Source organism: Paenarthrobacter sp. MSM-2-10-13, assembly GCF_011605365.1.
Lineage (GTDB): Bacteria > Actinomycetota > Actinomycetes > Actinomycetales > Micrococcaceae > Arthrobacter.
The window spans coordinates 22,768-44,372 of record NZ_JAAOXO010000017.1 but is presented as its reverse complement, the minus strand read 5'-3'; the positions used below and the strand labels follow the sequence as shown (position 1 = coordinate 44,372).

At 61.3% G+C, this 21,605-nt stretch carries 18 protein-coding genes and 1 pseudogene; 12 read left to right on the top strand and 7 right to left on the bottom strand.

All coding sequences use genetic code 11. The features are described from left to right. Window positions 1-408: 408 nt before the first annotated feature. The 10 genes from HAV21_RS21645 to HAV21_RS21600 all read left to right on the top strand — a co-directional run bounded on the left by HAV21_RS21645 (window position 409) and on the right by HAV21_RS21600 (window position 12,135). The gene (locus HAV21_RS21645) at window positions 409-1,776 is read left to right on the top strand and encodes an aldehyde dehydrogenase family protein (RefSeq protein WP_142118862.1); all 1,368 of its coding nucleotides are present in this window, start codon (window positions 409-411) and stop codon (window positions 1,774-1,776) included. Next, complete coding sequence (locus HAV21_RS21640; protein WP_056331969.1) at window positions 1,773-3,479, top strand: sulfite reductase flavoprotein subunit alpha; 1,707 nt, start codon at window positions 1,773-1,775, stop codon at window positions 3,477-3,479. Before HAV21_RS21645 ends, HAV21_RS21640 begins: the two co-directional genes overlap by 4 nt. Window positions 3,480-3,691: 212 nt before the next feature. Further along, window positions 3,692-5,137: a glutamine synthetase family protein gene (locus tag HAV21_RS21635; protein WP_235008782.1), complete on the top strand. Its 1,446-nt coding sequence runs from the start codon at window positions 3,692-3,694 to the stop codon at window positions 5,135-5,137. 61 nt (window positions 5,138-5,198) lie between these two features. Further along, window positions 5,199-5,972: an SDR family oxidoreductase gene (locus HAV21_RS21630; RefSeq protein WP_166843115.1), complete on the top strand. Its 774-nt coding sequence runs from the start codon at window positions 5,199-5,201 to the stop codon at window positions 5,970-5,972. A 1-nt stretch (window position 5,973) separates the two neighbouring features. Beyond that, complete coding sequence (locus tag HAV21_RS21625) at window positions 5,974-6,714, top strand: gamma-glutamyl-gamma-aminobutyrate hydrolase family protein (protein WP_142118866.1); 741 nt, start codon at window positions 5,974-5,976, stop codon at window positions 6,712-6,714. After that, window positions 6,711-7,904 carry a cytochrome P450 gene (locus tag HAV21_RS21620; RefSeq protein ID WP_056331965.1) on the top strand — a complete coding sequence of 398 codons (1,194 nt, stop codon included), beginning with the start codon at window positions 6,711-6,713 and terminating at the stop codon, window positions 7,902-7,904. Before HAV21_RS21625 ends, HAV21_RS21620 begins: the two co-directional genes overlap by 4 nt. 5 nt (window positions 7,905-7,909) lie before the next feature. Next, window positions 7,910-8,146, top strand: coding sequence for a ferredoxin (locus HAV21_RS21615; protein ID WP_056332056.1), 237 nt, complete (start codon window positions 7,910-7,912; stop codon window positions 8,144-8,146). Then, window positions 8,143-9,303, top strand: coding sequence for an FAD-dependent oxidoreductase (locus HAV21_RS21610; RefSeq protein ID WP_347877684.1), 1,161 nt, complete (start codon window positions 8,143-8,145; stop codon window positions 9,301-9,303). Before HAV21_RS21615 ends, HAV21_RS21610 begins: the two co-directional genes overlap by 4 nt. 4 nt (window positions 9,304-9,307) lie before the next feature. Next, window positions 9,308-11,092: a GAF domain-containing protein gene (locus HAV21_RS21605; RefSeq protein WP_166843114.1), complete on the top strand. Its 1,785-nt coding sequence runs from the start codon at window positions 9,308-9,310 to the stop codon at window positions 11,090-11,092. 278 nt (window positions 11,093-11,370) lie between these two features. Beyond that, window positions 11,371-12,135: a type 1 glutamine amidotransferase gene (locus tag HAV21_RS21600; protein WP_166843113.1), complete on the top strand. Its 765-nt coding sequence runs from the start codon at window positions 11,371-11,373 to the stop codon at window positions 12,133-12,135. A gap of 220 nt (window positions 12,136-12,355) precedes the next feature. On the opposite strand, the gene HAV21_RS21595 is transcribed toward HAV21_RS21600, so the two are convergent. The 3 genes from HAV21_RS21595 to ald form a co-directional block, all read right to left on the bottom strand. After that, entirely contained in the window at window positions 12,356-12,850 is a 495-nt protein-coding gene (locus tag HAV21_RS21595) for an HtaA domain-containing protein (protein WP_235008784.1), read from the bottom strand. A gap of 532 nt (window positions 12,851-13,382) precedes the next feature. Next, window positions 13,383-13,640 (bottom strand): hypothetical protein, encoded by a 258-nt coding sequence (locus HAV21_RS21590; protein WP_142118872.1) that lies wholly within the window; start codon window positions 13,638-13,640, stop codon window positions 13,383-13,385. A gap of 68 nt (window positions 13,641-13,708) precedes the next feature. Then, complete coding sequence (ald, locus tag HAV21_RS21585) at window positions 13,709-14,824, bottom strand: alanine dehydrogenase (RefSeq protein WP_142122576.1); 1,116 nt, start codon at window positions 14,822-14,824, stop codon at window positions 13,709-13,711. On the opposite strand from ald, the gene HAV21_RS21580 reads away from it, so the two are divergent. Continuing rightward, complete coding sequence (locus tag HAV21_RS21580) at window positions 14,823-15,443, top strand: Lrp/AsnC family transcriptional regulator (protein ID WP_324645365.1); 621 nt, start codon at window positions 14,823-14,825, stop codon at window positions 15,441-15,443. The two genes, ald and HAV21_RS21580, sit on opposite strands and share 2 nt — an antisense overlap. Before the next feature lie 72 nt (window positions 15,444-15,515). Next, a pseudogene (locus tag HAV21_RS21575) lies at window positions 15,516-16,208 on the top strand (MFS transporter); the annotation flags it as partial. A 141-nt stretch (window positions 16,209-16,349) separates the two neighbouring features. Here the strand turns inward: HAV21_RS21575 and HAV21_RS21570 are convergent. The 4 genes from HAV21_RS21570 to HAV21_RS21555 are packed head-to-tail and all read right to left on the bottom strand — an operon-like array spanning window position 16,350 to window position 21,560. Beyond that, the gene (locus tag HAV21_RS21570) at window positions 16,350-16,733 is read right to left on the bottom strand and encodes a DUF4913 domain-containing protein (protein WP_166843112.1); all 384 of its coding nucleotides are present in this window, start codon (window positions 16,731-16,733) and stop codon (window positions 16,350-16,352) included. Beyond that, window positions 16,730-18,427 (bottom strand): type IV secretory system conjugative DNA transfer family protein, encoded by a 1,698-nt coding sequence (locus HAV21_RS21565; protein WP_166843111.1) that lies wholly within the window; start codon window positions 18,425-18,427, stop codon window positions 16,730-16,732. Before HAV21_RS21565 ends, HAV21_RS21570 begins: the two co-directional genes overlap by 4 nt. After that, the gene (locus HAV21_RS21560; protein ID WP_166843110.1) at window positions 18,424-19,998 is read right to left on the bottom strand and encodes an ATP-binding protein; all 1,575 of its coding nucleotides are present in this window, start codon (window positions 19,996-19,998) and stop codon (window positions 18,424-18,426) included. Before HAV21_RS21560 ends, HAV21_RS21565 begins: the two co-directional genes overlap by 4 nt. Then, window positions 19,995-21,560, bottom strand: coding sequence for a hypothetical protein (locus HAV21_RS21555; protein WP_166843109.1), 1,566 nt, complete (start codon window positions 21,558-21,560; stop codon window positions 19,995-19,997). The genes HAV21_RS21560 and HAV21_RS21555 overlap by 4 nt, the downstream gene beginning before the upstream one ends. Window positions 21,561-21,605 lie beyond the last annotated feature (45 nt).

Sequence of the window (21,605 nt, the reverse complement as noted above, 5' to 3'; positions counted from 1 at the left end):
TCCCTCCTGGACGTAGAAGCTGAGTGTCATCGCGATGCCTTCGACAAGGCGGAATTGAGCGGCATCGCGGAACCCACAATCGGGCCGGCCCCCTTGCCGAACGTCACTGTGAGTTGGATTACAGCGTAGGAGTTGCCCCAGAGTTTGCGATGTTGAGCCTGCACATACATCCGTCCTGCGCATGGTCTTGATGCACAGCTATTCGCTGGCAAAAAAATGGACGCAGTCCTATGAACGAGGAGTTTATGGAATGTGCACCGCGCACATACAGCTACTTATCGTGGTGCTCCCAGCACTCGCTGGCCGCAGTTTCCTCAGGCATTGTCGGAACTAACGGAGCTTCCCAGAGTCCATACGGGACTAGGAAATTTTCGACAAATCCCACTTCTCCTGAAGGAGCACCCGATTATGAACAGCGTTATTTCGGTCTACAACCCCGCTACAGAAGAACAGATAGGCGAGGTGCCCGCCTACGACCTGCCGGACGTAAATGCAGCGGTCGAACGCGCAGGGGCCGCCCAGCGCGCCTGGGTCCGCAAGCCACTGGCTGAACGCCGTGATGCCCTCTGGGCTATTGCCGATGCTGTCATCGCCCACAGCGACGAACTGGCCCTTCTCGAATCCACCGACGTTGGTAAGCCATTGGCGGCGGCCCGACAGGAAGTTCTTGGTGTCGCCGAGTGCTTCAAGTACTACGCCGGAACGGTGGACAAGATCCTCGGGGACACCATTCCGGTCGATGGCGGCGTCAGCATGACTTTCCGCGAGCCGCTGGGTGTTGTGGCCGTAATTGCCCCGTGGAACTTCCCTCTGCCTATCGCATCCTGGAGTATCGCCCCGGCTCTGGCCAGCGGTAATTCGGTAATTGTGAAACCCGCGGCCCTTACCCCCCTGTCAACTGTCCGATTTGGTGAGATCGTGAAGGAACTGGGCGTCGTCGGGGACGCGCTTCAGGTTCTCACTGGTTCGGGCGCCCGGATCGGCAATGCCCTCGCTGAACACCCGGATGTTAGCAAGATAAGTTTTACTGGTTCCACCGAGGTCGGGCGGTCCATCGTCCAGGCGGCTTCAACGACGATGAAAAGGGTTTCTCTTGAGCTCGGCGGGAAGTCCGCCAGTATCGTCTACAACGACGTTGACCTCGCCAAGTGTCTGCAGGCAGCCCCGATGTCGGTCTTCGACAACACGGGCCAGGACTGCTGTGCACGCAGCCGCTTTCTCGTGCAGCGGGGAATCTTCGACGAGTTCGTTGAGGGATTCATCGAGACTACGCGCGCACTGAAAATCGGTAACCCGCTGGACGGCAAGACCGATCTGGGACCTCTGGTATCGGCTGCCCACCGCGACACCGTTTCCAGCTTCCTCGAAAACGGTCTCAACGTCGTCACCGCCGGTGAAGCACCGGATGGCCCCGGCTTCTGGATGGCGCCCAGAATCGTCATCGCCCCGGACCCCAAGAGCCGGGTGGCAACCGATGAAATTTTCGGCCCCATCGCCTCGGTGATTCCCTTCGACACCGAAGAGGAAGCCATCGCGCTGGCCAACAGCTCAATTTACGGCCTGAGCGGCTCCATCTGGACCAACGATGTCGGACAGGCCCTGCGGACGGCGCGGGCACTTGAGTCCGGGACTCTGTCGGTCAACTCAAACTCATCCATTCGAATCCAGACACCTTATGGCGGCTTCAAACAGTCAGGCATCGGCCGCGGACTGGGCCAGGCTGCCATCGAGGCATACACCGAACTCAAGACCGTATTTGTAAGGACAGAACCGTGACAACTGATACAGGGGAGCTGGTTCGGACCAACCAAGGCACCTCATCCGAAGTATCCAGTGAGACAGGTACCGCCGTGCAGACCCTCAGCGTCCTCTACGGCAGCCAGACCGGGAACGCTGAGTTCCTTGCGTCCAAGATCGTGGACAAGGCAAACGGCCAGGGTTACGCAGCCGAGCTTATGAGCCTGGACATGCTGACCCCGCAAGATGCGGCACGCAAGGACCGCCTGTTGATCGTTACCGCCACACACGACAACGGCCACATGCCGGACAATGCGCAACCGTTTTGGGACCAGCTTCAAAGCGCCGGTTCAGACCTCTTCAAGGACGTTCCCTTCGCAGTCCTTGCCATTGGCGACTCCATGTACGAAGACTTCTGCAAAGCCGGCAGCGATCTTGACGAGCGCCTTGGCGAACTCGGCGGCAAGAGAATCCTTGACCGCCTCGACTGCGATGTCGACTATGACCTGACGTCAGGCAAGTGGATCAGGGGCATGCTTGAGACCTTCAAGACAGTTGTTCCCAAGAAGCGCGACAACAACCCGGAAGACTCCACTGTTCCAGGAGCAAACCCCGCCGAGCAGCCCAAAGGCACACGCCGGGAACCTGACACTGCCACCGTCGTCGAGGCCCGCCTCCTCAGCGCTCCAGAGTCCGAAAAAGAGGTCTGGCACTATGAGCTTGAGGTAAGCGGCGACAGCCGCAACTACCGGCCAGGTGACTCACTTGCCGTAATCCCCACCAACTCCATCGAACTCGTGGAAGACCTCCTCGGATTCCTTGGCCTCGCGGGCAGCGAGGTATTCGGTGAAGACGGCAAGACCGTACGCGAGACGCTTCAAAACGACTATGAGCTTCGGCTGCCCCATCTGGGCATCGTGGCCTGGCTCGTCGAAAATCTCGCCCCGGATCATCCCGTGCGGAACCTGGTCGAGTCGGGTGACCGCAATGCGCTGGAGGACTGGCTGTGGGGACGGGACATGCTGGACGTGCTGCAGGAAACCCGGACAACGGATGTCGATCCCGGCGAGTTCCTCTCAATGCTGAGGCCCCTGCAGCACCGGTCGTACTCCATTGCCTCCAGTCCCCTCGCTGACGGCGACCGCGTCCACTTGACGGTCTCCACTGTGCAATACGAGACCGCCGGCCGCCGGCACTCGGGTGCATGCAGCGGATTCCTCCAGTCCGCCGCGCAGACCAAGACAACCATAAAAGTCTTCCCGCTGCCGGCGCACGAGTTCCACCTGCCCCACGACAACTCAGCTGACGTGATCATGGTCGGTCCGGGCGTCGGAGTTGCCCCGTTCCGTGGCTTCCTCCGTGACCGCGAAGTCTCACAAGCCCGGGGACGAAACTGGCTGTTCTTCGGGGACCGCCATGAAAAGCCTTCCTGGCTTTATCAGGAGGAAATGGAAGAACTGCAAAGCAACGGCGTGCTGAACCGCCTCAGCGTGGCTTTCTCCCGGGATCAACAGGGCAAGGTCTATGTCCAGGACCGAATCCGCGAAGAAGGAGAAGACATCTTTGCCTGGCTATCGGGTGGAGCCTCGGTCTATGTGTGCGGCGGCAAACAAATAGCACCTGACATTGACGAAGCCCTGCTGGCGGTGCTCAGAAGCCACGGCGCAATGACCCCCGAAAAGGCGCACGATTACCTGCAGTCCCTGAAGAGCGAAGGACGTTACGTCAAGGACGTCTACTAGGCCCCGCTCGACCTGCCCAGCACCATGGCTTTCGTGTCCTGGGTACTGGGCAGAACAGGGAAAAGCCTTGGCCTGCCTACCGCACAGGAATGTGACCTGGCTTACCGAATGCATGTAGCCGGCAATCATGATGTGCACCTTGCACATACGCCAAAAGGACCCCGCTCTTAGTGTTTTTAGTAACCAATATCAATGAGGATAAGAGGTACATAGTGAATCCCATCACACAGGTCCCGGAGGACCTCCACGAACTCGAGGCCATCGACATGCAGGATCAATCCTCAGCCGCGTCAGCGCATGACGAACTGCAAAAGTTCGTCTCCGACAACGACATCAAAACGTTCAAAGTGGGCGTCGTGGACCTGGACGGCGTATGGCGCGGCAAGCGCATCCCTGCCAGGTACTTCCTGGAAAGCGTCGCTGAGCGCGGAACGAATATCTGCAACATCATCTTCGGCTGGGACATTCAGGACGAAATCATTTCTGATCTCAGCTACACGGGGTGGGACACGGGTTACCCTGACGTGACGCTCCTCCCCGATCTCAGTACCCTGAAGGTCGTTCCGGGGGAACCCGGCGTGGCTTCCGTCATTTGCGACGCCTACGAGATGTCGGGCGAGCCTGCGGCAATCTGTCCCCGGAGCATTCTCAAGCGAGTCGTGCAGAAAGCCGAAGACCTTGGATACTCGCCAGTCTGCGCCTACGAGTTCGAGTTCTACCTGCTCAAAGGCACCCCGACGGACCTTGCCGCCAAGGACTGGCGCGACCTGACCCCCATCACGGCGGGCAGTCACACCTACAGCCTCGTCAGGGACACAGGCACCGAGTTCCTCATCGGTGAGATCCGACGCCGCCTGTCTGAGCAGGGCATTTTCATCGAGGCCAGCAACAGTGAAAACGGTCCGGGCCAGTTCGAGATGAACATCCACTATTCGGATGCTCTCGCAGCCGCGGACAACGCCCTCCGGCTAAAGGCAACCGTCAAGGAGGTTGCAGCTGAGGCCGGCTACACGGCATCATTCATGGCCAAGATCAACCCGGAGTGGGCCGGCTCCTCCGGGCACATGCACCAGAGCCTTTGGGATCCGCAGTCGGGCAAGTCCGCCTTCGCCAATGCCGAGGAGCCCGGCGAACTGAGCGCCATCGGATACAACTACCTGGCCGGCGTCGTCGAGACGGCACCGGAGCTCACGGCCCTCTACCTGCCCACCATCAACTCTTACAAGCGGACCGAAGGCGGGCAGTGGGCCGGATCCAGCGCCACCTGGGGCCTGGACAACCGAACGGTCGCCATCAGGTCCATCCCGTCAAAGAGCAGCGCCGCACGCATTGAAAACCGGGTACCGGGCGCTGACGCCAATCCTTACCTGGTCATCGCCGCTAACATCGCTGCCGGCCTGCACGGCGTGGAGCAGGAACTGACCGCCCCGAAGCGGGTGGAAGGAAACGCCTACGCCCTGGAGGAAGGACACCAGGTAAAGCAGCTGCCCGGAACACTCGACCAGGCCATCGAACAGTTCGAAAAAAGCGAGGTCGCCAAGGCGTACTTCGGCGAAACCTTCGTGACCCACTACGTCCAGACGAGGCGCTGGGAGCTCCGCAAGCTTCAGACCAGCGTCACCGACTTCGAGATCGCACGTTACCTGGAACGCATCTAGCGCAGAGTGCAGCGCTAAGAGCTCCATTTCCATTTTTTAAATACTCAGAAAGAAGCACCCAATGACCACTCACCCCGGAAAGATCGCTGCAGTCACCGGAGCCGCGTCCGGAAACGGCCTTGCCATCGCAGAAAAGCTCCTCAAGGAGGGCGCCACCGTCGTAGCCCTGGACCGTGACGAGGCCGCGCTCGAACGTCTGATCGGCCAGCACCCGGAAATGGTGCCTGTTGTTATGGACGTCGCCGACGAAGCCTCGGTCCGCAGCGGCATGGCCGAGATCGACGCAAAATTCGGCCGGCTCGACACCCTCGTCAACAACGCAGGAATCGTCAAGGGCAGCAACTTCGACGACGTGAGCGTAGCGGAATGGGACCAGGTCTTCGCCGTGAACTCCACCGGACCGTTCCTGGTCAGCCAGTCCGCACGGCCGCTGCTGGAGAAGGGCGCTGCCGCCCGGGGCGACGATTCAACCAGTGCCATCGTCAACATCACCTCTGTCGAGGCCCACATCGTCATCGCCAGCAGCGGACACCCCCAGGTCCACTACAACGCATCCAAGGGTGCACTTCTTATGTTCACGAAGGCTTTGGCCATCGAAACCGCAGCTTCCAAAATCCGCGTCAACGCTGTCGCCCCCGGCTTCATCGAGACCCCATTCACCAAGTCCGTGCTGGAGAACCAGGACGCCGTGAAGTTCCTGCTCGACCGCACGCCGCTCGGACGAATCGGACGGCCCTCCGACGTTGCCAACGCAGTCGCGTTCCTGGCCAGCGACGAGGCCAGCTGGGTGACCGGTACCACCATCCACGTCGACGGCGGTTGGCTGGTTTACTGACATGCGGGCGCCCCTTATTGCCATTTCCGCGGCCCGGCAGACCGTCGATACCGCCTTTGGCCCGATGCCTTCAACGGTCCAGAACATGGCCTACGCCAACGGCGTGCTTGCCGCAGGCGGCCGTCCCGCCATTCTTCCGTCCACGGCAATGATCCCCGATGCGGCGCTTGAAGGATTCGACGGGCTGATCCTCACCGGCGGCGGTGACATCAGCCCCCGGCTGTATGGGGAGGACCCGGCCGACACGGTCTATGACGTGTGCGACATCAGGGACGACTTCGAAATCGAGCTTTACAACGAGGCCATGCTCCGCGGCCTGCCCATCCTGGCCACTTGCCGGGGGATGCAGCTAGTCAACGTTATTCGAGGCGGAAACCTCGTCCAGGAAGTGAGCCCGGACAGGGGGCACTGGCAGGACCATCCCTCTCATGAACCATGGCACCAGGTACAACTGGAGCCCGGTTCCGAACTTGCCCGGATCGCCAAAGACCTGACCATTCCCGTGAACAGCTACCACCACCAGGGCTTGGGAAAGCTCGGAACAGGCCTTCGTGTCGTGGGACGGGAAGGCGATGTTATCGAAGCAATTGAAGCCGACGATGCCCGCCTCATCGGAGTCCAATGGCATCCCGAGCACATGGTCGACTACCACGAAGCCCAGAAGGCCCTCTTCGTCGATCTCGTGGAGAAGGCCGCAGCGTACGCACAGTCACAGAAACCACTTCAGGAGCAATTCTCATGAGCACAGAAACTGAGCGGGGACTCAGCCACAACAAGTCAGACTTTGACTTCCACGGACGGTCGCTCGACAACATTTTCGACGAATACCAGGACATCCTAGCCAACGGACCTGTCGGGCACAGTAACAAGTATGGAGGCTTTTGGTACATCACCAAGAGCGAAGATATCTTCAACGCCGAGCAGGACCCCGACACGTTCGCGGTCGGACCCTCAATGCTCCTCCCGGCGTTCGGCACTGACGTCCCCCTGATTCCGATCGACATCGATCCGCCGACCCACGCTGACTTCCGCAAAATCCTGCTGCCGATGTTCACCCCCATGAACATCTCAAAGCTGACACCCGGAATGCGGGAGACCGCTCAGCAGCTGTGCCAGGAAGTCCTCACAGCCGGAGACGTCGTTGATGTCTCGGCAAAGCTTGCCCGCCCGATGCCGACCATTATCTTCAGCCGCCTGGCCGGATATCCGGAACAGGACTGGCCAATCTTCGACCGGTGGATCGACGAAATCATCTATGAGCGGACCGCGCATCCGGAAACCGCATATGCGGCCGGACGCGAACTCAACGACTACTTCGACCGCCTTCTGGACGAACGGGAAAAGGCCGGACCGGAAGCGGACGCCAGCAATGACCTGATCACCCAGCTCCTGAAAGCGGAAGTGAAAGGCCGGAAGCTCACGCGGGAAGAGCTGCTGTCGTACTGCTACCTGCTCTTCCTCGCCGGGCTCGACACGACCGCCTGGGCGATCCGTTCCGCCCTCTGGTACCTGGCCGGCAACCCGCAGGCCCAGCAGCAGTTGCGGGAAGACCCGGACCTGATCCCCACCGCAGCCGAAGAATTCCTGCGGACGCTCTCCCCGGTCCAGGCCATGGCCCGCACCGCGAAGAAGGACACAGTTGTCCGGGGCCAGGAAATCAAGGCTGGCGAACGCGTTGTGCTCGTCTTCGGCGCGGGCAACCGTGACCCGGAGGTCTACGAAGAACCCAACGACATCAAGATTGACCGTGAAGACAACCGCCACCTGGCCTTCGGCGGAGGGATCCACCGGTGCCTCGGCTCGAACCTTGGCCGCGCCGAAATGGTTATCGCCATGGAGGAATTCCTGAAGGCTGTCCCTCACTTTGAACGGGCGAATGACGACGAACCGTGGCACGGCGTCGGCCCGCTTACCCTCAAGATTGGAGCTTGATCACCATGGGAGAACTTTGGGTCGACGGAGGGCGTTGTCAAGGCCACGCCCGGTGCTGGGCTCTGGCACCCGAAACCTTTGAGATCGACGAGGAAGGCTACGCGCACGTCATTCCTGGCCGCGAAAACAGCGGCGATGAACCCAACGTCCGCAAGGCCATCCGGAACTGCCCCGAACGGGCAATCCTGGAACGTGAAACGAACGAGGCCAGCGAGAAAGCATCAGAGGTTTCGGCATCGTGACACATCTGCCAGACCGGGTTGCGGTCATTGGTGCTTCGGTTGCGTCGGCGATGCTGATTGAACGCAGCCGCGAGCTGGGCTTTGCAGGCGAATTTATAGTCGTTGATTCAGACCCGAACGCGCCCTACGACCGGCCCCCGCTGTCCAAGCAATTCCTTCTTGGCACCGGCCCCGTCGAACCGGCCGAGTGGTGGCCGGAGGCTACGCCGATCCTCAATGCAAAGGCCATCGGGCTGCTCACCGACAAGCGGACTGTCCTGACGGACAAGCTCGGAGAAGTAGCCGCTGACGCCGTCGTCATCTCCACAGGAGCCGGCTCAATCCGGCTGCCGAACGAGCCAGCGGGCGTTCTCAGCCTCAGAACCGCGCAGGACGCCCTTGCCCTGCGCAGCGCCGTGGATGCAGGAGCTGCCAGTGCAATCATCATCGGCGCGGGAACCATTGGTGCGGAACTGGCATCTACACTCGCCCAGCGTGGGCTTGCCGTCACGGTAGTGGATTTGGCTCCGCAACCAATGCAGCGCTTCTTTTCAGGACATCTGGGAGAGGAAGCGAAGGCATGGATGCATCAGGCCGGTGTCGTAACTCATTTTGGGGTTGCTGTGGAATCCATTCAGAAAACGGATGCGCAGTGGAAGGTCCGGGTCAGCGGCCTGGACCTGCACGCCGACCTGGTGATCAGCGCTGTCGGCGCACGCCCCCACACCGAATGGCTGACCTACAGCGAGCTCGACATTTCCAACGGAGTCCGTTGCACTGCGGACGGGAAGGCCCTCCTGACCAGTGGTGAAATCGCCGACGGGATCTTCGCTATCGGAGACGTTTCGGCCCGGCGGGCCGAGGACGGAACCTTTCGGCGGTTCGAGAGTTGGACCCAGGCCCAACGTCATGGCGCAGCCCTGGCAGAATACTTCGCAGGCTTCGACTCCAGCGAACTGGAACAGGCTCCGTACGGGTGGACGGAGCAGTTCGGCCGAAAGGTACAGGTGCACGGAATGCTTCCGACGGCAGGCGAACTTGTACAGGTATACGCTGCGGAGGAACGCAACGCCGCCCTGTACCGGGTTGGATCTGCGGAGGAGGACGTGGCTTGGATCGGCGTCAACGCGCCAAGGCAGTTCAGCCGGGCCTCCCTGGGCATGAGCCTTCTAAGCTGAAACGATGAAACCCCCTGCTGAGCCTGCGGCCCCGCAACCGAATGAGGTTCTGCCCGCAGGTTATCGCCGCAAACTCCAAATAGCAGAGCTTCGCGCAGACACCCTGTCCGAGCTCACGCAGCTCATGATGGAAGGACCCGATCCACTCGCGCTTGCCCAAAGAGCAGTGGACTTGGTAGCCAGGGCAACAAACTCAGCAGGGGTTTTCGTCTACCTGTGGGATGAACAGGAACAAGTCCTTGTCATGCGCGCAGGCACCCCTGGAGTGCAAAGCCAGCAAGTGGGACGAATCACCCTTCGCCTCGGCGAAGGTGTAACTGGCTGGGCAGGGCTCACCAGACAGTCGGTTGTCCTAAACAAGAACATTCAGCAGGACCCGAGGTTCGCCAGCATCAGTGAACTGCAGGAAGAAGATTTCAATTCGATGCTGGTTGTCCCGATCGTGGCACCGACCGGGACCCTCCTTGGCGTGTTCAGCCTCTGGTCATATGAGGAGGAAACCTTCACCTGGGAGTCAAAGCTGATTGCTGACGAGGTGGGAGTGCTGCTTGCCAGCGGCCTGCTGCAGGCTGAGACGGTTGATGACTTGCGGCGCCAATCCGCAGCTGCGCACTTCCTTGTCGATTTCCCGATCAACTCCGCCACTTCCGTCCTACAATGCGCCCAAGTGGCCACGCAGGCGATTCTTAAGCACATGAGCTCCGACGGCTGCGTCATTGAATATTTCGGCCGGGGTGCAGCCACATCGCCGCCCACCGCCATCGCAATGGACAAGGGCGAGCGAAGCGGAATCGTAGTTCGAACCACTCACTCACGAACAGCAACGTCCGAATTCATTGAATCCAACTTCGCCGGACACGAGCGGATATCTGTCTCCTTTGGCCTGACGAGCACCCGGGGCATCGTCACGTGCTATCGTCCACGCCGTTATTCCACCAGAGAGCTCGATCGGCTCAGCGCCATTTGCTCTCAGCTGGCCGCCCTCTTTGAAGCAGTAGAACTGGAGTCCGTCGGCTCATCCCATGCTTCACGCCTGCTCCGAAGCGTCGGCACGAGCACATTCGCCCGCATTCTCGAGGAGTCAGGATGGTCCAAGGGCCGCACTCTGCCGGTCCTGGTGCGGGTGAAACGGCTGAAATTCGACTCTGACGCGGTGTCCAGACGCATCGCCCCCTACCTTCAGGAGCTGGCCGGCCCCCGATCCCTGGTCTTCACGGAAGGCCCCCTCAGTTTGCTCTTTATCGATACCCCTTCCGGCTCCGGAGAAGAGATCAAGGCGAAGCTGGAGACGACTCTTTCTGACCTCGACGAACACCGTGGCGTCTCAGCTTTCGCCGGCGTAGGTCCCCTGGCGCGGGACGTCGCCTCTCTGCAGCCAGCGCTCTCAGACGCTGAAACCGCACTGGCCTGGACAGAACTGGTCGGCAGGACATCCGGGAGACGGGTCACCTCTTTCAGCGACATAGAACACCTGCAGGAGCTGCCCCTTCTTGGGGAGGGGATGTCTGCGGAGATCAGGGACGTGCTCGCGGAACTCAGATCCCTCATGCGCTACGACGCGGAAAATGGAACCCAGCTGGCCGAAACAGTCGCCATGCTCCTGTCCAATAAAGGGTCCAGTGCCGACACGGTCTCCAAACTGCACATCCACCGCAACACACTCCGGCAACGGCTCCAGCGCGTAGAGCAGCTCATCGGTCATTCATTCGAAGAAGCCGGCGACTGGCTGCCCACGGGCATTGCTGCGCGACTGGCGATGCGTGAAGGCCACCGTGCTGTTCCTCAATGACTCTTCAATGGCGGCAGCAGCGGCCGGGGTCCGCTGAGGAATATTCGGGTGAGCCCAGGAGCACCATGCTCTCTAAGGCACACACATTCGGATCCTAATGTGCAACCGGCACTGCAACCCCGGCCGTGCTGTTCGCTACGTTGAAGTTGTCCGCCTGGGTCCGGGACTAAAGGCCAGGGGCCTCGGTGTCCGGGTTAACCGCCCAGGAATGCCAACGTCCCTCACAACCCGGGGTTTCGCAGGCTGAAACCCCGACCGCCCGATAAGGAATTTTGAGAATGACCAATGAGCCAAACCTGCCCCGAGGTACCGGTACCCTGCAGGCACTCGTCATACAGCCAGATTTTCACTGCCCGCTGGACCGTCTCGGTGGTTGGCTGCAGGATGAGGGGATAACCACCAGAATTATCCAGCCTTTCAGTGGTGACGTGATCCCGGACGTGATTCAGGAGGACGCTCTGGTGGTTCTTGGCGGTGACATGAGCTCATTGGACGACCGTGACTATCACTGGCTTACCGACATCCGGCGCCTTATGGCGGTCGCCGCCAGCCAGAGGAAACCGGCACTAGGGATCTGCCTTGGAGCTCAGTTGATGGCACAGACGTTCGGCGGGACCGTGGCCAGAGGAGACCAAGGCCTCGAGGCGGGGGTCGTCGAGGTGGCATTACGGCCCGATGCTGCCGAGGATCCCTTGATGGCCGGATTGCCAAATCCCTTCTTCGGAGGCGCCATGCATGGGGACATGATCGACCAACTCCCGCCGTCAGCAGTATGGCTCGGGATGACGGCCCAGTATCCGCATCAGGCTTTTCGGGTAGGCGAGATGTCATGGGGAGTTCAGTTTCACCCGGAGATCTCGCCGGTGGTCTACCGCCAGTGGTTGTCCCTAGTCAATGAGAATGACACGGTTGCCGTGGAGCGTGCCGGCCGCGGAATGAAAGCATTCGAGAATCAAGACCAGATCGTGAGGGAGCATACCGAGGCGATGGCGCGACGCTTCGCCCACCTGGTCCGAACCACGGCAACGGTGGCTACTCAATAACCAACAGTGCGTGGTGGCGCTGCGGCCGCGGGTGGATGTTAGACACTAGTCGATGCAGCAATTCCTGCCCGTGGACTCATTGAGTCTGCGGGCAGGAACAGGCCCTTGCCAGTACCTCGTGCCCGGATCCACCAGTATGGAGCGGGGCAAAGCACGGCGTCTTCATGTCTGGCCCAGGACCTTGTCCCAGCTGGTACCGCCAGTTCACCCCAGAACGGGGTCAGGATACTTCCACAAAGGATGGTGCCCTCATGGTCAGCGGAGCCAGCGTTTCTCCGGCTGAATAGCTATCTGCGAAAACAGCCGCTCCTGCGCTGGTCAGAGCTACTGGGACATTTGCCCACATGTTGATGCCGTCTTCCACAGACACCGCCGGCAAGTCGAGATGGGCGAGGTGCACGATCTCGTTTCCTTGTTCGATGGACAGGCATGCCCCGTCGGGCCCGACTATTATTTTTGGGTTGCAAATCGAGACCGACATAAGCCCGTGATGGGCGAGGAAGCGGGCCTCTCCACCGAACTGGAGCACAAAGTTGTCCCCGTCAGAATGATCCAGGCTCCTGAACGGGAAATAGAACTGCCGGGTATTTGTCACGGCAGCACCCTCGCGCAGGAGTATGCGTCCATCGCGCATAGACTGCACGTACTGTACAAAGCTCTCTTTCACCGCCCAGGCCATGCCGAGATCTGCTCTTTCCACAGTAGGTTCGGACATCAGGGGTTCCTTCTCGTTGCCAGGTTGCACACGGCCGGTGGTGCTCCCGCTCCCGACACAGCAGAAATGGGAGTGGCTTACCGACTCTTCATATTCGACCATTGTCGCGCCGGCACAGATGATCGATATGTACTGCGGGCATAGCGTTCGCACCGGCTGTGTGCCTGGTGCCCATCCGTTAGGGACGGTGGACCCCGGTCGGCTCGTTATTGAGGTCGACAGCCTGCTGGAGGGGCCCCGCCGCCACCGTTGGGGGAGGGGCGGCGATGGGCTCGATCAGTCAGACCGTTCCTGAATCAGTCTCAGCAGTTGAGTTGTTCAGGGGCGACGCACTCGTAGACGAGTCCAGGAGGAATCTGCTGGCTGAGCTCAAGGGTGTAGGACCAGGGGCCGTGCCAGGTGACAAGCACGCCTGAAGCTTCCTCTTGGACTGTTTCAGAGCGCAGCCGAGTAATGGCTCTTGCTAACTCATTTTCGTCATGCAGCTGTTCCAGAACCTGTACGCGTCCAGGCGCAGCGGAGTGTTCGCACCTCATGGTGCAGCAGCATGCTGGAAATCAGGGCAGAGGCTGAACCTGTCGGTTTCCCATCTATAGTCGACCCACACCTTGAAACCGTCTGCCCGGTGAAAGAGACGGCGGGGCTCGGCGCCGTCACTGTCGAGCCACAGGATTTGATCATCATCGGTTACTGCATCGACAACTCCGCGGCGGATCTCCTTATCCAGAAGTTTCACGATGACCAGTTGGCCAACCAGCGGCTGCCATTTGGGTTGCAGGTGAAATGCCATTTAATACCGTGCCCCTTCCTATGGAGCGGGCTGTGCCTGCCTTCTCTCGGGCAGGCACAGCCGATGTCCTAAACCGTTACGAGGTCCTGCCAGTCGGCGAGGTCATGTCCATGGGCATCGCTGACAGACTTGTGGGTGACCTTTCCCGCCGCCACGTTCAGACCGCCCGCCAGAGCGGGGAGCCGGTCGAAAGCACCCTTGACGCCGTAGTTGGCCAAAGCAACCGCGTAGCGGAGTGTGACGTTGGTCAGCGCGTAGGTGGAGGTGTTCGGGACAGCTCCGGGCATGTTGGCCACGCAGTAGAAGATGGTGTTGTGGACCTCGTAGGTGGGTTCCTGGTGCGTGGTGGGGTGGGTGTCTTCGAAGCAGCCGCCCTGGTCCACGGCGATGTCCACCAGGACCGAGCCGGGCTTCATCCGGGCAACGAGGTCGTTGGTGACGAGCTTGGGGGCCTTCGCTCCCGGAATCAGGACGGAGCCGATGACGAGATCTGCATCGATAACTGACTTTTCGATCTCGTACGAGTTCGACGCCACGGTTTTGAGCCGGCCCTGGTACTGGGCGTCGAGTTCGCGCAGCCGGTTGATGTTGATGTCCAGGATGGTGACGTCGGCACCGAGGCCGAGGGCCATGGCGGCGGCGTTGGTGCCTGCGACACCTGCACCGAGGACCACCACTTTCGCGGGGCGGACGCCGGGTACGCCGCCGAGCAGCACGCCTTTGCCGCCGGCGGGCGCCATGAGGGAGGTCGCGCCGACCTGAACGGAGAGCCGGCCGGCTACTTCGGACATGGGTGCGAGCAGCGGCAGCGCCCGGCCTTCCTGCACCGTCTCATAAGCGATGGCCGTGACGTCGGAGTCGACAAGCGCCTGAGTCAGTGCGGGCTCCGCGGCAAGGTGAAGGTAGGTGAAAAGGAGCAATCCCTCGCGGAAATGGCGGTATTCGGACGCCACGGGTTCCTTGACCTTCATCACCATGTCGGCTCGGGCCCAGACCTCTTCCGCAGTCTCAACGATCTCAGCTCCGGCGAGTGCGTACTCCTGATCGCTAATGCCGGAACCAACGCCGGCACCGGTTTCCACGAGCACGTCGTGGCCGTTTGCTTTGAATTCATGTACGCCGGCAGCTGTGATGGCGACGCGGAACTCGTTGTTCTTGATTTCCTTGGGGACGGAGATGATCATGCTCACGCTTTCTGGGGAGATTGATGCTTGTGGGAAAAAGAATGACAGAAACTGCGGATTAGGCGTGTCTCAGCACAGGATCTACGGCAGAATGCCAGTAACCGGCAAATTCCTGCACTGTGAGGAGTATTACATGGTGTCCGACCCGCAGAAACTGCAGCAGGTGACTCTGGACGAAGTCGACCAGAGGCTTCTGGGTCTGTTATCCAAGAATTCAAGGCGAACCAATCAGTCGTTGTCGGAAGCCCTGGGGCTTGCGCCCTCAACCTGTCTTGCCCGCCTTAAGGCGCTTAAAGAGTCCGGGGTGATCAAGCGGTTCACCGTCGAAGTCGCACCCGAAGCGATGGGCCTGCCTCTCCAAGCCCTGGTTAGCGTGCGGCTTAGGCCTGGTGCCCGTCACCTCATGAACGCCTTCGGAAACGAGTTACGGGACCTTCCCGAAATCAAGCAGTTCTTCGTGCTCGGCGGTGCCGACGATTTTTTGATCCACATCACGGCCAAAAACACCGAGCACATCCGTCAATTCGTACTGGACCACTTGTCCTCGAATCCTGCCGTCGCAGGCACCCAGACCAACCTCGTGTTCGAACACGGTCATGGAACCGCCTTCGGGCTCTAGGTGGCCTAGGACAACTCGCTCGCCGTAGATGGCCCAGCCGAGGGTCATCCCGCGGTCACTCAAGCGCGCAGCAAAAACCCACTGGTGCCCCTAAGCCTCTTCAGGGACCGCAACCGTGCCGGCGCCTACGCCACCATGCTCCTGCTCGCCATTGGCCCGATGGGCACTTTCTATGTCATCACCCTCTACCTCCAGCAGGTCCAGCAATTCAGCCCGCTCCAGACCGGTGCTGCCTGGCTGCCGTTCGCTGCCGGACTCATACTGGGCGCCGGTAGTGCCCCGAAGCTTCTGCTGAAGATAGCACCGCGTGTCGTCGCTGCAACGGGGGCACTCCTCAGCGCCGTCGCTGCGCTCTGGTTTTCCACCATCGCCGAGGACGCCAACTACTGGCTCCACCTGGCACCGGCCATGTTCGTACTCGCCGGCGGATTCGGCCTGGGCGTCATAGCGCTCACACAGGCCGCCGTTTACCACGTCGACCAGGACAAGGCAGGGATCGCCTCGGCGCTGCTCAACTCAGCCCAGCAGATCGGCGTCGCTCTCGGTCTAGCCGTGCTGGCCGCTGTCGCGGCCACCATCTCAGCGCCGCACGAACGCGCCGGCGTCAGCCTCGGGGCAGCTCTCACAGCGGGTTACAGTACAGCGTTGCTAGTCGCCGCCGCTATTCTCGTCATCGCTGGAGTACTGGCCCTAACAACGCTCAATGGACACCCAACACCCGAAGCCGAAAACTCCGACACAAGCACTGACGAACTAACAGTCTGAGAGCCACTTTCTCTACGTAACAGCCTTTGGTAGGCGCTGGCGTTGTCAAACGCCAGCGCCTACTGGCTATGCGGCGTCTCCCACAGATCTTTATAAACGCCGATAACAGCGATTCCGTCAACAAGCGAGTGGGCTCCAGTTCTATGGACTCCAGTCAACCGGCGGCGGCACCGTAACCAGCCGCGGCGTGTAGTCCTGTGCCCGGTCAAGGAATGCGTGCTGCCGTTGGCAGTTTTTGAAGGGGCCGGCGGCGGAGAACAGCGTGCGGGACTGTGGGTCCCAGTGCTGGACCCACCAGGCCGACATGGTGTTGTCCTCGTCAGCCTGCTTGTAAGCCTCGAATAGGGACTTTAAGCGGGCTACAGCTTCTGGGTGTTGCCACCACTCAGGGCACCAGTGCCGGCCGGTGGGTTCGTCGGGAACCGCTTCAACATCGTGGACGAACATTTCAACCCACATGACAAACTGCTGGATCAGTTCGGCCTCATCCACTCCATCGTCTTGCTCATGGCCGTGCTGGGTCATACCTGCACCTTCCTGACAATCTCTCCTGCAGCTGCCTTATCTGACTTGATCTGATCCGCATCAGCACGTTCCCACCACGGCATGAGCTTCACTACCGCAGGGGCGACGTTGCTGTAGTGCATGAAGGCCTCCCCCACTGGAAGCTGCTGGATCTCGTTCCCACGGATCACAGGCCGCTCTTCCTCACTGATGGTCCGGGAGGATCCACCGCGGCCCTGGGAGGTGGAGACTCGTTCCTTGCGGGTAGTCCCCGCGGCCCGGGCGATCCTGTCCAGCTCGTCGAGCTCTTCCAGGCCCGGCAGGAACAACCTGATCGAGGAGGTTCCACGGATTGCTGTGGCGGCTTCATTGCCCCAGCGTTGCCGGTTCTGCGCAAAGGACTGGCTGAACCCGATGATGCGGATCCCACGACCGCCGGAATCCGACAGCGCACTGGCCATGTCCGGGATGGCGGCGACGTTCGGCGCCTCGTCCAGGACCATCGTCAGCACCGGCCACAGCCGGCCTCCGGGCATGGACTGGGAAATGCGCTGGGCTTTGCGGAACATGAAGTCGGCGAACATCGCCACCAACGGTGCGACCGGTGAGCGCTCCCCGTCCGTGAGCAGGTACACCGTGTTCGGCTTTTCCAGGAACCTTTCCATATCGAATCCTTCACCCTCCGCAGGGCTGAGCATCTGCATGGCCTTCGGTGAGGACAACGGTTCGAGCAGCCCGGCAAGGGTTTCCTGGATTGAGTCCACCGTTTCGCCGGCCCGTGAGGTGGTGAGGGCCCGCAGGCGGTCCGAGAACGCTGCGGGAGCGCCGTGGTCAAGCAGAATTTCCAAGGGCTCCTTATCCGCGAAGTTGTTCGACCAGCGCACCACGTCTTCGATGTTCTTACCACCCAAAGCAGCGGCGTGCAGGAACCGGCCAAGGACGGCTGAGGCCTTGGAGTTGAAGAAGTCCCCGTTCTTGACGTTGCCCATGGGCTGGGCGCCTGCCCAGGCCTTGGCTCGCGCCAGTGCCTCGTCGGGATCCTCGCACCCGGTGATGACGTTCCACCGGACCTTGTTCGGCCACCCGGAAATGTCCTGAAGGTCGAACACGGACACATCGCCCTTGCGCTGCCGGGCAACACCGGTCAACATCGGCAGGTCATTCTTGGTGGAAGTGGCGATCACGGCACCTGGTGCGTCCAGGACGATCCCGACGGCCAGGAACAGGGTCTTACCGGAGCGCTGCGGGGCGAACACCCACATGGAGTCTTCGTGCTGGACGTAGAGCGTCTGTCCGTCGAGCTTGCACAGAGCGACAATCATCTCTTCTTCGGTGGCGTCGTCCGGGAGTTCCAGTGACTGCTTGGCCTTGGCCAAGGCGGCTTTTTTGCCCATCCGCTTTTCGAGGTCCTTGTAGCGGGGCAGCCCGTCGTCGCGGTGCTTGTTCCCGCCAAAGAGGGCCGTGAGCATTCCCGCGCCGACGAGGGCCAGGACAGCGAGGACGATCAGGATCCACGTGGCTGCACCGGGCCAAGCGAATTCGCCGGCCTTGATCTTTGCCGACAGCGCGGAGAAGTCGGTCCAGGGCATCCCTGTGGGTGTCAGCAACTCTCCCAGGAATGCCGATACCCAGCCGAGAACAACCAGGACGATCACGATGACGGCCAGGCCGATTTTCATCACTGAATCCGTGGACATACGTTTGGTCGCGCTCATGCTGCTTCCTCCTGGGTGTCGGTTTCGTGCTGGTTGATGGTGGCCGTGGATTTCATGGCCTTGTCGGTGTCGGTGAGTTCGATTTCCAGGGCGCTGCGGACGTGGATGGCAATGAAAGGATCCTTCCCGCCGATCCGCATCATGCAGGTGCCTTTGGTCAGGGACGCGATATCGGCCGCGGACCCGGCGGGAAGGTTGAACATCCTCTCGCACGCCCAGGCGTCATCGGATTTTTGCTGCTTGTAGAGCAGGACCGTTCCGCACTCTTTGAGCATGGCGATGGCCGGGGAGTCTCCGGGAATGTCGGAGATGTGGTGGAACGCGAACATGCACGAGAGCGACAGGGCCCGCGAAAGCTTGGTGTTGCGGCGGGTGACCTTCGCAACGGAGCCTTGGACGGTGTGCCAGGCTTCTTCGATAACCAGGACAGTGGGGACAGGTTCTTCCTGCCGGTAGAGCGTGTTCGCCAGCCAGGTGTTGATGATCGTCATGACGATCGCCAGCGCCGGCCCGTCCTCCGGGAGCAGGGACACGTCAAAGACGGTCAGCCCTGCGTTCAGGGAAATTTCGGTGCTGGTTTCGCCGTCGATCAGGCCGGCGAGGTCATCTTCGATCATGCGTTCAAGTTCAAACGCGGGGTCCTGGCCCCACTGCCGGATTTCCTTCACGGACAGGTTCGAGGCCGCCGCGGCGTCCGCGTCGGGTGCGTAGAGCGCTGAGAGGACGTGGCGGATATGGGCGGTTTCGTTGTTCGCGGCCGCCGTGCGGAGCGCCTGTTTGTGGGCTATCCGGACGGCTTTGCCCTCCTTGGGCAGCAGCGGCCGGCCCAGGGCTTCTTCAACCACGGCACGGACCAGCATGGACTGACCCGCCGGGGTGGACAGTGCCGTGTCGTCGTGGCTGTCCTCGTTCAGCCGGGCAGCGATACGCGGGTCCAGGATGTTGATCTTGGCCCCTCCACCGCCGACCATGAACTTCACCGGCGTGATGCCCAGGCGCTGGGCGAGGGAGGTGTATTCCCCGCCGTTCTGGTCCAGCTGGTACTTCTTGTCGATCACCACGACGCGGCGGCCCAAGAGCAGCTGCCGCAGCACCGCCCAAGTCTTGATCCCGGAGGACTTGCCCTGGCCAAGGTCCCCGATGAAGCAGACGTTCGGGGATTCGAGCTCGTTGCCGTAGGACGTGAACGGGTCATGGACGACCATCCACCCGGAACCTGCATCGATCCCGAACGCCAGGCCCCGGTGCGAGGTCGGGGGCGAGGCAATGGCCATGTGCGAAAATTCCATCTGCCGGGTCGAGGACAACACACCAGGGGCGGCCGGATCGTAATACCCCAGCCGGGAGGCCCGCGAGCTCTTCCGCTCGCAATGCCACTGCACGCTCGCTGTGGCTTCGCGGCTGTCTTTTCCTGCACGGCGCTTGGCTGCCAGGGCATCTCCGGTAGCGGCGGCCACGCTGTTCTCTGCGGCTAGGCGCTGTTTCCGGGTCTGGGAACGCTTGGTGCGGCGGGATTTTGTGGTCAGGGCCCAAGGCATCCGCAGGCCTTTGATGAGTTTGGGGGTGTTCATCGGATTCCTCTCGTGAACGGCATGGTGGTGATCAAGGCCAGGTCATTGCGGTGATCCATCCAGTCAATGAATTCGATCCCGGCGTCCGCGGCCGCAGCCTCGATCAGATCGGCGGTGGCCAGCAGCTCGTCCTCTGATTCCACGGAGTAGGAGATGTAGAGCGCGTAGGAAGCGCCGTGGTGCCCGGAACCGGGTTTGAGGTCCAGGAGCCGCTGGGTGGAGGCGCCCATGAGGACTTCTTCGGATCCGTCGGTCACGACACCGGACTTCGCGACTTCCTTGCCCTTGGCCCGGTCCATGGCCGCGTCCGTGCGGGCTTTCCCCCGGGCGGTGCGGGCATCGGCCAGTTCCAGGACCATGGAGACGGTGTGGACCACGGCCGGTTGGATCCCGGAGACCAACGATTGCAGGGCGGAGACGGGGATTGCTTCGGGGCTGAACGCTGAAGCCGGGACGTACCCGGTGCGGGTGTGCCAGTGGCCGTTGATGACCACCGAAGAATCCGAGGAATCCCCGTCCATGTGCTGCCAGCAGTCGGCCAGGTCCGCGTTCTCATCATCGTCAATGTCGAAATCCGGGTCCTGCAGGTGCCGCAGGAGGGCTGCCATCTGTTCAGGTCCCAGGGTGCGGTAATCCTGGATCCCGCCCATCATCTGCGCCTGCGCCAGGGCGGTGCGGATTTCCTGATGGATAGCCAGCCCAAGGCCGGTGTCACCGCCGCCGAGCTTGGAGGCCTTCAGCGACAACGCAGCGGAGCGGGGAATGCGGAACGTCTCGTAGGTGCGGTGCTGCTCGGAACGGGACTGCAACGTTTGGACCAGGTCCCCGTAGGAAGTGATCAGCAGCCGGTTGATGCCCTGAGCCTGCTTGTCCTTGATCCACAGCAGGTGGTCGGTCGAATCCATCGGGACCGCGCGGGAGAGCGTCTGGACGTGGGTGATGAGGGATTGCCGGCGGGCCATCCGGGCCAGGAACTGACCGCGGGCCACGTACGCGGAGTCTTCCCGGTTTTCCTCCCGGATCCCGGAGGAAGAACCCATCACTTCCACGGTCACCGTGTAGTACGGGGTTTTGATCTTCCCGCCGTGACGGAAAACCGTCATCGGCCCCGTCGGGGTCTGCACAGTGAACGGGCGGACCGTCCCGACCATCAGCGGGGCATTGTTCCGGTGCTTCACCGGAACCTCGATCATGCCCTTCTCATCGGCACGGGCCCGATCAGCCTTAGAGGCTTTCACCATGCGGGTCTGGTCCCGGAACTTCACCGGGACAAACGTCGCGGACTTGTTCTTGCGGCGGGACCGCTGGTGCTGCCGTTCAACGATCAACGCCCCCAGAGAGCGGTACCCGGTAATCTTGCTCGGCGTGGTCAAGACCACCCCGAGCCCGACGATGGCCGCGGCCAGGATCAGGCCCAGCACGATCACGTCCTTGAGGGAAATGACCGTCACCAGTCCCAATGCCAAGGCGGTGCTCAGGCCGATCCATTCAGGACCGGTGCGGTTCCCGCCCCACAAACCACGCCGGGAAACCTCACCACCGACAACAACCATGCGTCCCATCAGACCTACTCCCCCGCTTCCTTACTGCCCGCTACAAACTGCTTC